The organism is Nonomuraea sp. NPDC050022 (assembly GCF_044460705.1).
Taxonomy (GTDB): Bacteria; Actinomycetota; Actinomycetes; order Streptosporangiales; family Streptosporangiaceae; genus Nonomuraea.
Map to the genome: position 1 here is coordinate 521,140 of NZ_JBITKE010000009.1, position 11,603 is coordinate 532,742.

Here is an 11,603-nt window from a genome sequence, read left to right on the forward strand (position 1 = left end):
CGGTCGGACGGTGTCTCTACGCGGAGCCGGTCGGGCGGTAGGCGGTGTGCGGCGGCCGGGCCGTCAAGCGGCGGTAGAGCGTCGTGGGGCCGGGCCAGTTGTTGGTGACGCGGCCTTCGGACGTTTTGTACCAGCTCTGGCAGCCGTTGCCCCACACCATCCGCGCCATCGCCGCGTCGAGCTGCCTGCTCCACGCCGCCATCGCCTCGGGCCGCACCTCGATCGGTCCTCGCTCCGAGAGGTACGGCAGGCAGGACATGATGTGGTTCACCTGGCATTCGATCATGAAGATGATCGAGTTGTGGCCCAGGTTCGTGTTCGGCCCGTACAGCAGAAACAGGTTCGGGAAGTCCGGCACCGAGATGCCCAGGTACGCCTCCGCCCCGCGCTTCCACCGCTCCCGCAGCGACTGGCCGCCCCGCCCCGAGACCTCCATCGGCGCGAGGAACTCCGTGCTCCTGAATCCGGTGGCATACACGATCGTGTCCACCTCGTACGGCCGATCGGTGGTCTCGATGCCCTTCGGCGTGATCCGTACGATCCGCTCTGTCGCCACGTCCACGTTCGGCCTGGTCAGGGCCGGATAGAAGGAGCTGTCGATGACGACCCGCTTGCAGCCCGGCGGGTAGCCGGGGGTGAGCTTGGCGCGCAGCGCCGGGTCGGGGACCTGGTCGCGGAGGTGGTCCAGAGCCCGCTTCTTGAGCAGGCCGACGCTCCAGCCCTGCGCCAGGGCGGGGTAGAGGGTGTTCTCGGCGTACCGGTAGAGCCACTCGCGGTAGGCGCGCTGGAGGCCGGGGACGAAGTGGAACGCCAGCCTGGTCAAGGGGCCGAAGGTGGCGTCGGGCTTGGGGATCACCCAGTTCGGGGTGCGCTGGAACACCGTCAGGTGGTCGGCCTCGGCGGCGACGCGCGGGATGAGCTGGGCGGCCGAGGAGCCGTTGCCGATCACCGCGACCCGCCTGCCGGTGAGATCGTGGTCGTGGTTCCAGCGGGCGGAGTGGAAGGATGTGCCCTCGAAGTCTGATATTCCGGTTATGTCGGGGAGCTGGGGGCGGTTGAGCTGGCCGACGCTCATGACGACGACATCGAAGGTCTCAGTGGTGCCGGCGGCCTCGGTGGTGCCGGCCGTACTGACCTGCCAGTGGGAGCCGTCGAAGACGGCTGCTTCGACCTCGCTGCCGAAGCGGATTTTTCGCCTGACACCGTATTTATCGGCGCAATGCTCTAGATAGGCCAGAATTTCGGGCTGTTCTGGGTAGCGGCGGGTCCAGCTCGCATATTTCTCGAAAGAGTAGGAGTAAAGGTGCGACGGGATGTCGCAGCCCGCACCCGGATAGCTGTTGTCGCGCCAGGTGCCGCCCAGGCCGTCCGCCTTCTCGAAGACCGTGTAGGAGCCGATCCCGGCCCGTTCGAGCTGGATCGCCATGCACAATCCGCCGAACCCCGCTCCGATGATCGCGACCCTCGGCGCCATGCCAGCCTCCACATGTCAGGATCCACTTACGTTACGCCGAGCGACGCGCGGACGACACCCCTCGCCGATCACGTACCGGGGCCGGGCGGCCGGTAGTCTGCGCTGGTGGCTGGAGTGACGCTGGCGGATGTGATCAAGGAGCTCGAGGCGGCCTACCCGCCCGCCCGGGCCGAGTCCTGGGACGCGGTGGGCCTGGTCTGCGGAGACCCGGCGCAGGAGGTGCGGCGGGTGCTGTTCGCGGTCGACCCGGTCGCGGCCGTCGCCACCGAGGCCGTCGAGTGGGGCGCCGACCTGATCGTCACCCACCATCCCCTCTACCTGCGCGGCACGACGAGCGTCGCCGCGACCACGCCCAAGGGCCGCCTGCTCCACAACCTGATAAAGAACGACATCGCCCTCTACACCGCCCACACCAACGCCGACGTGGCGAACCCCGGCGTCTCCGACGCCCTGGCCCGCGCCGTCGGCCTGACCGGCGATCTGGTCCCGCTGCGGCCCTTCCCCGACGATCCCTGGCGCGGGCTCGGCCGCATCGGCGACCTGGAGTCGGCGATGACGCTGGGGGAGTTCGCTGAGCGGGCGGTCGCGGGGCTGCGGGAGACCGCGCAGGGCATCCGCGTCGCGGGCGAGCTGTCCCGCCGCGTCACACGCGTGGCCGTCAGTGGAGGAGCGGGCGATTCGCTCCTCGGTACGGTCCGCGCCGCGGGAGTGGACGTGTTCCTCACGGCGGACCTGAGACACCATCCCACCAGCGAATTCATCGAGGAGGGCGGCCCCGCGCTGATCGACGCCGGGCACTGGGCCACCGAGTGGCCATGGCTTGACAGTGCTGCGTCCATCCTGGGTTCGAGTGGCGTTACCGTTGAGACGCGTGTCTCCGCCACGGTCACCGATGCTTGGACAAGAGGATATTGATCATGAAAGCAGCCCCCGAGGCCCAGAAACGACTGCTCGACCTGGCTGACGTTGACTCCGTGGTCGACCGGCTGGCGCACCGCCGCCGTACGATGCCGGAGCTGGCGGAGATCGACGAGCAGTCGAAGCGCTACGCCAAGCTCGCCACCGACGTGATCGGCGCCGAGACCGAGGCCGGCGACCTGGCCCGCGAGCAGGCCAAGGCCGAGAACGACGTCGACGCCGTCCGCACCCGCGCCGACCGCGACCAGAAGCGGCTCGACTCCGGCGCGGTCAGCTCGCCCAAGGACCTGGCGAGCCTCCAGTCCGAGATCGCCTCCCTGCACAAGCGCCAGGGCGACCTCGAAGAGGTCGTGCTGGAGATCATGGAACGCCGCGAGGCCGCCGACAGCAAGGTCCTCGACCTGATCGCGCAGCGCGACGAGATCGCCGCCACGCGCGCCGCCGCCGAGGACCGCCGCGACGCCCTGCTCGTCGACCTCGACAAGGAGGCGGGCGAGGCCCAGACCAGCCGCGCCGCCGTCGCCGCCGAGATCCCCGCCGACCTGCTCGCGCTCTACACCAAGCTCAAGGACCAGTACGGCGTGGGCGCCGCCATGCTCAGGGGCGGCCGGTGCCAGGGCTGCAAGGTGGCTTTGTCGATCGCCGAGATGAACCGCATCAAGGCCGCGCCGCACGACGAGGTGCTGCGTTGCGAGGAGTGCCGCCGCATCCTCGTACGTACTCCAGAGTCAGGGCTATGACCTCCTACACCGTACGTACATCAGAGTCAGGGCTATGAGCTCCTACATCATCGAAGCGGACGGCGGCTCGCGCGGTAACCCCGGGCCCGCCGGCTACGGCGCCGTGGTCATGGACGCCACCGACCGCCAGGTGCTGGCGGAGGCGGCGGAGGCGATCGGCGTCACGACCAACAACGTGGCCGAATACCGGGGGCTGATCGCCGGGCTGACGTCGGTGCTCGCGGTGGGAGGTGAGGGCGCCCAGGTCGCGGTACGCATGGACTCCAAACTGGTCATCGAGCAGATGGCCGGCCGCTGGAAGATCAAGAACGAGGGCCTGCGCCCGCTCGCCATGGAGGCCGGCAAACTGGCCAGACGGCTGCGGGTGACGGCGTGGACCTGGATCCCGCGCGACCAGAACCGGCACGCGGACCGCCTGGCCAACGAGGCGATGGACGCCGCGGCCAAGGGCCTGACCTGGAAGGCGGGCGGCGCGGCCTTCACGGTCTCGCCGCCCACCTCCACATCCGCCCAACAGACGGATCTCCTGGACGTGGCGGCGGCGGACATTTCTGACTTGTCAGCCCCCACCGCCTCCCTGGCCACCAACCAGCAGCGCAATCGCGGCACCGGCTGGGCCCCACCGACCCGAGTGGCGACCTCCCTGCTTCTGCTGCGCCACGGCGAGACCCCACTGTCCGTCGACCGCCGCTTCTCCGGCCTGGGCGACGCCGAACTCACCCCCAATGGCCTGGCCCAGGCATCGGCCGCCGCCGAGCGACTGTCCCGCGAGCCGTACCACCTGGACGTGATCGTCAGCTCCCCCCTCAAGCGCGCCCGGCAGACTGCGGAGGCGGTCGCCCAGCGCACAGGGCTCACCGTGGAGGCGGACGATGACCTCAGGGAGGTCGATTTCGGCGCCTGGGAGGGCCACACGTTCACGGAGATCCAGCGCGGCTGGCCCGCCGAACTGGCCGCCTGGCTCGCCGACCCGACTGTCGCACCTCCGGACGGCGAGAGCTTCGAGGCCGTGGCGGAGCGCGTCAAGCGAGCGGAGGAGCGCCTGGTCGAGCGGTATGAGGGCCGGACGGTCCTGATCGTGTCGCACGTGACGCCCATCAAAACGCTGCTGCGGTTCGCACTGATGGCACCTCCGGCCGCGCTGTACCGCATGCACCTGGACCTGGCCTGCCTGTCGCTGATCGAGCACTACGCAGACGGCCAGTCCGTGGTGAAGTCCTTCAACGACACCTCCCATCTACACTGACATCCCGCGCTGCCATCCTGCCAACCGACTGTAGATCTACCGAGATGCGGGCCGGTGCTTCCGTCTTAAGGCGGGATGGTGTGGGCCCGCGTGTGAGTGCCCGTTGGGACGTGATCGTGCAGCGATCGGAACTGGTTGCGACGACTCAATTGCGTACGGTAAGGTTTCTGTGATCGAACTGGCAAGCGATAACCAAGCTCGCTGTGAGATCACTTCCTGGATTCATCGGTACGACGAGGCCGCCGGATGGGCGGTGACAGGACGTGGAGACTTGCCGGTAGGCGGGTCGGTGAAGCGTCAAGCATCCTGTTCCATAGTTCATGCTGCTTACGTGGCATGGACTGCTGCGTAAGCAGTACGGGAATCTTCGCCTCTATAGGGCGGGGAGCGCGTCAAGGAGCTTTGATAAACTTCCAGCTAGACGAGTCGGCCGGGCGGCCGCGTCGGGCCCTTCGCGGGCCCGCCGAGGAAGGTCCGGGCTCCACAGGGCAGGGTGGTCGGTAACGCCGACCCGGGGCGATCCGCGGGACAGTGCCACAGAAAGCAAACCGCCTCCAGATTTTTCTGGAGGTAAGGGTGAAACGGTGGTGTAAGAGACCACCAGCGCCCACGGTGACGTGGGCGGCTAGGTAAACCCCACCCGGAGCAAGGTCAAGAAGGGACGCTCTCCGGAGCGTCCCGCGCGCGACGTTCGAGGGCTGCCCGCCCGAGCCGCGCGGGTAGACCGCTTGAGGCCGCCGGCAACGACGGCCCTAGATGGATGGTCGCCCCTTCGTTCCGACGAAGGACAGAACCCGGCCTACAGGCCGACTCGTCTTCTCATCTCACTCTGACCAGGGCTGGGATGAGGCATGCCCATGATCAGGGCATTCTCAGGGCACATCCAGCGACGAGCGGAACGCCTTGTCGAGCGCTTCCCGAGCCCGCGCGGAGGCTTCCGGAATGAGATGGCCGTACAGATCCACGGTGGTAGTGATCGACTCGTGCCCGAGCCACTTGGACACCTCAGAGATCGGCACGCCCTCAGCGAGAGCCGTACTGGCGAAAGTGTGCCGCAGGTCGTGGAACGTCGTGTCCGCGAACAACCCAGCGGCCTTGATCGCGGGCTTCCAGATCCGGTCATTGAAGTAATGGCGCGGATCAGGTTGCCTCGCAGCGCTGTACGGAACACGACGTCAGGCGGGTCGTAGATCGTGATGTGCTTTGTCAGAGCGTCAGCGAGAAACGTCGGCATGGGCACCTCGCGCACCGATGCAGGGCTCTTTGGCGTCCCGAGGATAGGCCGGCTCTTCACCACGACTACCTGTTGATCGACTGTGATCACGCCCGTGTTGAAGTCGAGCCGACCTCTGGCCAGTCCGAACGCTTCACCTTGACGAAGTCCTGAGCCAGCGCCGACCAGAACGAGTGTGCGGTACTCCGGGATCATTACCCGGTGCAGCGCGACAACTTGATCGGTGGTCAAGAGTCGGATCGTGGTCTTGCTCGCATATGGCAAGCGGATGTCCACACACGGCGTCTTGCGGATAAGAACGTCTCGGACAGCTCCGCGCATGATGCTCGCGAAGATCGTATACACGGTCTCGATCGTTCGAGGCGCGAGGCCCTTGGACTGAAGGCTTTTGACCCATGCCTCTACGGCGGTCGGTCGAATACTGCCTACGCCGATGCTGCCGAAGGTCGGGCTGATGTGATTCCTGATGACGATGACGTAGCGCTCAGCCGTGCCCGGTTTGTGCAGGCGTGAGGCCATCCATGTCGGGGCGTAGTCAGCAAACCGGGTTTGCCCCAAGCGTGGGTCAATCCATTCACCACGCGATTCGTCGGCCTTACGCGTGGCGTCGAATCGCTCGGCGTCGGCACGCCAAGCAAAGTTCCGCTTGCGCTGATCACTGTTCTCATCACGGTAACGGACTTACCAGCGGTCACCGACGCCGTGATCTGTTGTCGGCACTTTGCGATGGTCAGGACAAGTGTTCTCGCCTACCTTGGGGTGCGATTTGTGCCAGCGGTCGTAGACCGTCATGGCTGCTCCTGGAACCAGGTACGCACGTCAGCGGGCAGATAGGGCACGTACTTCCCGACGCGTCTGCCGCGTGGCCCGATCCGACGAGCACGCCACTGGTACAGCGTGCCGACAGGAATACCAAGAAACTCGGAAACCTCCTCGAGCGTCCACAACCGTTCATCCTTAGTCACTGGTACGTACTCCGTTCGCGTTCTGAGGGATGGTCAGGCGGCGAGCGGTGTGGACGAACTGCATGCCTGTTCGTAGGCGAGTTCTTCGCGTCCTGCTCGGTTGTATTCGCGGGCTTGTGCCGCTGCTCCCCACAGGCCACTCTTGGCCCGAACCTCAAGCCAGCCGAGCACTTCCGGCAGCTCCGTCGTGTCCTCATTGACAACGGCAACCTTTTGGGACCGCTACGAGTTATCCCCACAGTAGAAGGCCAGATCGATGCCATCAGGCAGTTGCGCCAGGTCTACCAGGGTGTCGACGCAGCAGAGCTCCTCTACGTCCAGACTCAATTCGCTGAACTGTGCGGTTGGTTGTACCAGGACGCTGGCGACTTCCGTTCTGCCCAGTTCTGGACGGACAGAGCGTTGGAGTGGTCGCACGCAACAGGTGTCCCCGACCTGACCACGTTCGTCCTGGCCCAGAAGAGCCAACTGGCCGGCGACATGCGCGACGGGGGCACCGCGGTTGACCGCGCTCAAGCCGCAACGGCTCAGGCTCGTCCTGAAACCCGGCTCGGTGCGATCGCAGCCACAAAGGCCGCGTACGGCTTCGCGTTGATGGGTGACAAAGCCAACGCCGATCGAACGCTTGACCAAGCTCACGAACTACTCAGCAGCCACAACGTATACTTCTCTGTCGCGTCTCTGGTCTGTGAGAACTTTCTGTACGTCTTTAAAGCGGCCCTGCCCGGGCCGCACGCGCCGCCGACGCGGCACGGGCCGGGCACTCCCGCTTGGGCTCCCGCGCCCGACCCGTCACAACGCCGGTCGGCTGGCGCGGACGAAGGGCAGGGCCGCAAGAGGAGCGCACTACTCGGGTCACGGGGCTGAGCTCATCAGCGCACCTGTTGCCGGCGACAGAGCCGGGGTTAGAACATGCCTCCGGCGGGGCGCTCCGGCTCCGGGGCGGCCAAGATCGCCGCGAACGGTGGATGAGTGGTTGAGGTGAAAGCCTGCCCGTCTACCGTCGTCCCAGGGCAAGCCCTAGCAGACCAGCCGCGGGGCCGCCTCCGCTCCATCACGGCCCTGACGCCGAGCGCGCGACCGGGCAGCCCCGCGGCTGGCCCGCTACCCCTGCGGGTGGGACGACGGCAGACGGGCAGCCAGGGCAGAGCAATTGTGGTCGGCAATATCTCCGACATACCTCAAATATACCGCCCCCTCATACGATCTCATCGTTGATATCTCTCGACGAAAGGCGGGATCATGAGGAAACCGGCTAGCCCAGTCATGCGGCGATTCGCTGTGGGACTTGCAACATCCATGATCGCCATTAGCGGAGTAGCGATTACCCCGCAAGCGGCTGCAGCGTCTCCCGGATTCCTGTACACCAAGTGGGGCGCGACATGCAAGCAGGGGACCGCAAAAAAGACCTACGATACCGGAATCTCGCGGTACAAAGTCGGCGAGCAGCACGTCAGCTTCGCATTTGGAATCCCTACGGGGAAAAGCACCACTCGGGAAAAAGCCTACAATCTCGCGGAAGTCGTTGCAATCTGTACTAAAGGAATCGGGCCTAATCTCTGGAAGTGGAGGATGGACTACTACGGCCTTGAGCGCGGGAAGGTCAGTCGACTGAGGTTCGCGAAGCAGTCGTGCAAGCGGGGCGGAACCTGTAGTGGGAAGTCATACGGCATTACGTACGGCGCGTGGCGGGCGGGCTGGACTCACCTAAAGGCCTGACGAAAGGGTTCTCCGCCACAGGAACGACAGATCTGACGCCCAACCTGAGTGACAAAAGGAATGGCATCGAAGACGCTCACGGAAACCTGCCTATGCCCTACGATGCACATGAATAGGGGGGTTGACCAGGCAAAACGCAAGGTCAGGAGATGTCCCCAAAGCTTCGCATCGAAGAATTCAGGATGGTTGACAGCCCCGACGGAAACGTCTGAAGCATGATTGGCCGAAAGGTTGAAGGGGAGCCAGACCGGGAGGCACCCACGATGAACTCGCCTGGACAGGACTGAACATCACTGACCGACACGACCTCGCGCCTGAACCAGCACGAACTAATCAACATCACGAGATTCTGGTTCGAGTCCCATCACGATGGTTCGGAGGACATGCCTTCTTCTCAGGGCACATCCAGGGCACATCGCACCGCAAGATGATGTCAGGCAACGACAAGTGACCACAATGTTCCTGTAGGTCAGACAGCATTTCGTGTGATCCCGTCGCATGTCACGATCACGCCGAATTAGAACCCGGCTTACAGGCCGACTCGTCTCACATTCCTGGCGTCATTTGGCATCAGCCTTCGGGACGATGGCACGCGCCCATGCGGTGAGTCCGTCCACCAGCTTGAGGACGAACTCACGGCCGCATGCGAAGAACGGCAGCACCAAGAAGGCCGGGGTCATGAGGACAATGATCACGGTCAGCGGCAGGATCAGCCCACCCAACGCCACCCGCTGCCATGCGGCTTGTGTCGATATCACGGCCTGCTCCCTGCTCACCCGTTCGGTCGCTACCAGTATCCGACCGGTAGACCACTTGGCGGCATTTGAGGGATGACGTGCTAAAACGCGCGCATGTCGAGTAGACCACTCACCGTTTCAGGAGGGGCGTGAGCGTGGCTGGTCGTCGGCTCAACGCCGCTCCTTGTCGCCGGCGGTAAGAATGACGATGTCGAGGTCGCGGAGCCGGTCCAGATCGGTGTCTATATCGATGCGGGTGATCTTCTCGTCGTCGATGGTGAACGTGATGACGGCTTTCGGCCGGCCGAGGTGCGACCAGACGGCCGCCGGTACCCCGTCGACCAGAGCGAGCCGGGCGGCCTGAGCTCGACCGGCGAAGAAGGCCGCCACCGCCTGGTCGCCGCGGATCTCGCCGATCACGGCGTCCGGATCGAGCAACTCGAGCAGGGCGGCGAAATCCCCGCGCCGGGAGGCGGCGAGGAAGGCCTCGACGATGTCCCGCTTCGTCGAGCGCGCGGCATCGGATGCCCCGGCCGCTCCTTGTACCCGGCGCCGGGCCCGGCTGGCGAGTTGCCGGGCCGCCACCGGGGAGCGGTCGATGATGGGGCCGATCTCGCCGAACGACACGGCGAAGACGTCGTGCAAGACGAACGCGAGCCGCTCGGCGGGAGTCAGCGTGTCCAGCACCACCATCAGCGCGACCCCGACCGAATCGGCCAGCAGCGCCTCGTCCTCAGGGCCGGCGTGATCTGGAGGGTGGATACCCGCGTCCGGTTCGGGCGGTAGTGCCCCGGCCGAGTCTTCACGCCGGCTTCGGCGTGCTTCGAGCATGTTCAGGCAGACCCGGGCGACGACCGTGGTCAGCCACCCGGCCGGATTCTCCACCTGGCCGGTGTCGGCGCGGCTGACCCGCAGCCACGCCTCCTGCACCGCGTCCTCGGCCTCGTTGGGCGAGCCGAGCATCCGGTACGCCATCGCTTGCAAGCGGTCCTGGTGCTCGGCGAACCGCTGGCTCACCCAGTCCTGCTCAGTCATCCGTCACGTTCCTCCGTCCGGGCCTGTCATACCAATTGACCGGCGAAACCACGCCGATGTGACATCCGGGCCCGGCTCGGATGTTCGGGCAACACGTACACCTGACGTACATAGGGAGACAAGGTATGAAAGCGCACGTCAGCTCGATCCTCCTCGGTGTCCGGGACCTGGACCGGGCCAAGCAGTTCTACACCGACGGGCTCGGCTGGAAGATCAAGAACGACTACGGCATCTCGGTGTTCTTCGAATCGGACGGAGCCTCGCCCGTCGGCTTCTACGGCCGTGACGGCCTGGCCGACCAGGTGGGCACGAGCTCGGAAGGCAGCGGTTTCAGCGGGCTGGTTCTCACCTACGTCGTCCGTAGTGAGGCGCGAGTCGACGAGATCATCGCGGAGGCCGAGAAGGCCGGCGCCACGATCCTCAAGCCCGCCGGCGCTCTGCCTTGGGGTGGGTACGGCGGCTCCTTCGCGGACCCGGACGGCTACATCTGGAGTCTCGGCTACAGCGCCCAGGGAAAGGACCAGCCCTACGCGGAGTAACTGCTGAGCAGCGATGCCTCTGGCGCGTGTGGGTGACGCGGCCATTGCCGGGCACGCCGGCCGGACTCCTCTGAACCGAAGGTCCCTCGGCATGACCGGCATGACCGGCGTGGCCGGTATCGACGAGTAGGTTCGGCGTCGACGCGGGATCGTATCGACGCCGAACCACTGGGTCGGCGACGCGCCGGGGCATGCCGACCGCGAGCGCCTACGCTCCATCGCCGAAGGCGGCCGTCAGGCCATCGGTATGGAAATCAGCCGTCGGGCTGGCGTGACCGGGGATGGCCGGGCGCGGGTACCGGCCGGGCCTCCGCCCGCGCGATGCGCGCCCTGACGTCGCGGAAGTGCAGCCGCATCGCCTCCTGGGCGGCCTCGGTGTCCCGGGCACGAAGCGCCGCCACGATCCGGCGGTGGTTGACGACGATCTCCGCGCTTCGCTCCTCCGGTGGGCCGAGTGTCGGCTCGACCTCGTGGTAGACGTCCCAGAACAGACCGATCAACTGCAGCACCAATTCGTTGCCGCACAACTCGTACAGCAGCGCGTGGAACGCCCGATCGGCTTCCGGGTCCCGATCCATGCCATTGACCAGGGCGTCCAACGCGGCGAGCCGGGGGGCGCTGGTGCTCTGGGCCACCTGGCCGACCAGCCCGGTCTCGAGCAGTTCGCGGACCTCGACCAGATCCTGCAGCGCGCGGATCCCGCCGCCCGGCCCCGAACGCACCCGGAAGGCAAGCGACGGTGTCAGTACGTCGAGCGACGCGTGCCCGACGAACGTCCCATGGCCGTGCCGGATCTCGACGATGCCCAACGCCCGCAGGGCCCGTACGGCCTCGCGGACGCTGTTGCGGCTCGCCCCCAGCAGATCCATCAATTGCACTTCGGTCGGCATCGGTGACCCGGGGGCCAGTCCGCGCTCGTGGATCATGGCGACGATGCGCTCCTGAAGCGACGTGCCGTCACGCATACGTATGCTGCCCCCAGGCTCGTCGAAGACC

Annotated in this window: 11 protein-coding genes, 1 other RNA gene and 1 pseudogene; 5 read left to right on the forward strand and 8 right to left on the reverse strand. The window is 66.0% G+C overall.

From position 1 onward, the window contains the following. Nucleotides 1–16: 16 nt before the first annotated feature. The gene (locus ACIBO2_RS37625) at nt 17–1,474 is read right to left on the reverse strand and encodes a flavin-containing monooxygenase (RefSeq protein ID WP_397303169.1); all 1,458 of its coding nucleotides are present in this window, start codon (nt 1,472–1,474) and stop codon (nt 17–19) included. A 114-nt stretch (nt 1,475–1,588) separates the two neighbouring features. On the opposite strand from ACIBO2_RS37625, the gene ACIBO2_RS37630 reads away from it, so the two are divergent. The 4 genes from ACIBO2_RS37630 (at nt 1,589) to rnpB (ending at nt 5,196) form a co-directional block, all read left to right on the forward strand. Further along, entirely contained in the window at nt 1,589–2,389 is an 801-nt protein-coding gene (locus ACIBO2_RS37630) for a Nif3-like dinuclear metal center hexameric protein (protein ID WP_397303260.1), read from the forward strand. A 2-nt stretch (nt 2,390–2,391) separates the two neighbouring features. Continuing rightward, nucleotides 2,392–3,132: a C4-type zinc ribbon domain-containing protein gene (locus ACIBO2_RS37635; protein WP_358545298.1), complete on the forward strand. Its 741-nt coding sequence runs from the start codon at nt 2,392–2,394 to the stop codon at nt 3,130–3,132. Nucleotides 3,133–3,166: 34 nt separating this feature from the next. Continuing rightward, the gene (locus tag ACIBO2_RS37640) at nt 3,167–4,378 is read left to right on the forward strand and encodes a bifunctional RNase H/acid phosphatase (RefSeq protein ID WP_397303172.1); all 1,212 of its coding nucleotides are present in this window, start codon (nt 3,167–3,169) and stop codon (nt 4,376–4,378) included. Between the two features lie 422 nt (nt 4,379–4,800). Continuing rightward, nucleotides 4,801–5,196, forward strand: an RNA gene (gene rnpB / locus ACIBO2_RS37645) — RNase P RNA component class A. A gap of 54 nt (nt 5,197–5,250) precedes the next feature. Here the strand turns inward: rnpB and ACIBO2_RS37650 are convergent. From ACIBO2_RS37650 to ACIBO2_RS37675, 6 genes and pseudogenes are all read right to left on the reverse strand, one after another. Beyond that, a complete protein-coding gene (locus ACIBO2_RS37650) occupies nt 5,251–5,493 on the reverse strand; it encodes a tyrosine-type recombinase/integrase (RefSeq protein WP_358545319.1) in 243 nt (80 codons plus the stop codon). A gap of 512 nt (nt 5,494–6,005) precedes the next feature. Continuing rightward, nucleotides 6,006–6,131 (reverse strand): annotated as a pseudogene (locus tag ACIBO2_RS37655) (hypothetical protein); the annotation flags it as partial. 269 nt (nt 6,132–6,400) lie between these two features. Further along, the gene (locus ACIBO2_RS37660; RefSeq protein WP_358545302.1) at nt 6,401–6,577 is read right to left on the reverse strand and encodes a helix-turn-helix domain-containing protein; all 177 of its coding nucleotides are present in this window, start codon (nt 6,575–6,577) and stop codon (nt 6,401–6,403) included. A 222-nt stretch (nt 6,578–6,799) separates the two neighbouring features. Further along, nucleotides 6,800–7,216 carry a hypothetical protein gene (locus ACIBO2_RS37665; RefSeq protein ID WP_397303175.1) on the reverse strand — a complete coding sequence of 139 codons (417 nt, stop codon included), beginning with the start codon at nt 7,214–7,216 and terminating at the stop codon, nt 6,800–6,802. Between the two features lie 1,640 nt (nt 7,217–8,856). Next, nucleotides 8,857–9,072 (reverse strand): hypothetical protein, encoded by a 216-nt coding sequence (locus ACIBO2_RS37670; RefSeq protein WP_358556961.1) that lies wholly within the window; start codon nt 9,070–9,072, stop codon nt 8,857–8,859. Nucleotides 9,073–9,204: 132 nt separating this feature from the next. Further along, nucleotides 9,205–10,068, reverse strand: coding sequence for a sigma-70 family RNA polymerase sigma factor (locus tag ACIBO2_RS37675; RefSeq protein ID WP_397303177.1), 864 nt, complete (start codon nt 10,066–10,068; stop codon nt 9,205–9,207). A gap of 125 nt (nt 10,069–10,193) precedes the next feature. On the opposite strand from ACIBO2_RS37675, the gene ACIBO2_RS37680 reads away from it, so the two are divergent. Beyond that, the gene (locus ACIBO2_RS37680; RefSeq protein ID WP_397303180.1) at nt 10,194–10,607 is read left to right on the forward strand and encodes a VOC family protein; all 414 of its coding nucleotides are present in this window, start codon (nt 10,194–10,196) and stop codon (nt 10,605–10,607) included. A 254-nt stretch (nt 10,608–10,861) separates the two neighbouring features. Here ACIBO2_RS37680 and ACIBO2_RS37685 read toward each other — a convergent pair whose 3' ends face one another. Beyond that, nucleotides 10,862–11,572 (reverse strand): FadR/GntR family transcriptional regulator, encoded by a 711-nt coding sequence (locus tag ACIBO2_RS37685; protein ID WP_397303183.1) that lies wholly within the window; start codon nt 11,570–11,572, stop codon nt 10,862–10,864. Between the last annotated feature and the right edge of the window lie 31 nt (nt 11,573–11,603).

What these genes read in the sequence shown, in the direction of transcription:
- ACIBO2_RS37675 (WP_397303177.1), bottom strand. Translation starts at nt 10,068, where the DNA reads ATGACTGAGCAGGACTGGGTGAGCCAGCGGTTCGCCGAGCACCAGGAC.
- ACIBO2_RS37685 (WP_397303183.1), bottom strand. Translation starts at nt 11,572, where the DNA reads ATGCGTGACGGCACGTCGCTTCAGGAGCGCATCGTCGCCATGATCCAC.
- ACIBO2_RS37635 (WP_358545298.1), top strand. Translation starts at nt 2,392, where the DNA reads ATGAAAGCAGCCCCCGAGGCCCAGAAACGACTGCTCGACCTGGCTGAC.
- ACIBO2_RS37680 (WP_397303180.1), top strand. Translation starts at nt 10,194, where the DNA reads ATGAAAGCGCACGTCAGCTCGATCCTCCTCGGTGTCCGGGACCTGGAC.
- ACIBO2_RS37625 (WP_397303169.1), bottom strand. Translation starts at nt 1,474, where the DNA reads ATGGCGCCGAGGGTCGCGATCATCGGAGCGGGGTTCGGCGGATTGTGC.
- ACIBO2_RS37640 (WP_397303172.1), top strand. Translation starts at nt 3,167, where the DNA reads ATGAGCTCCTACATCATCGAAGCGGACGGCGGCTCGCGCGGTAACCCC.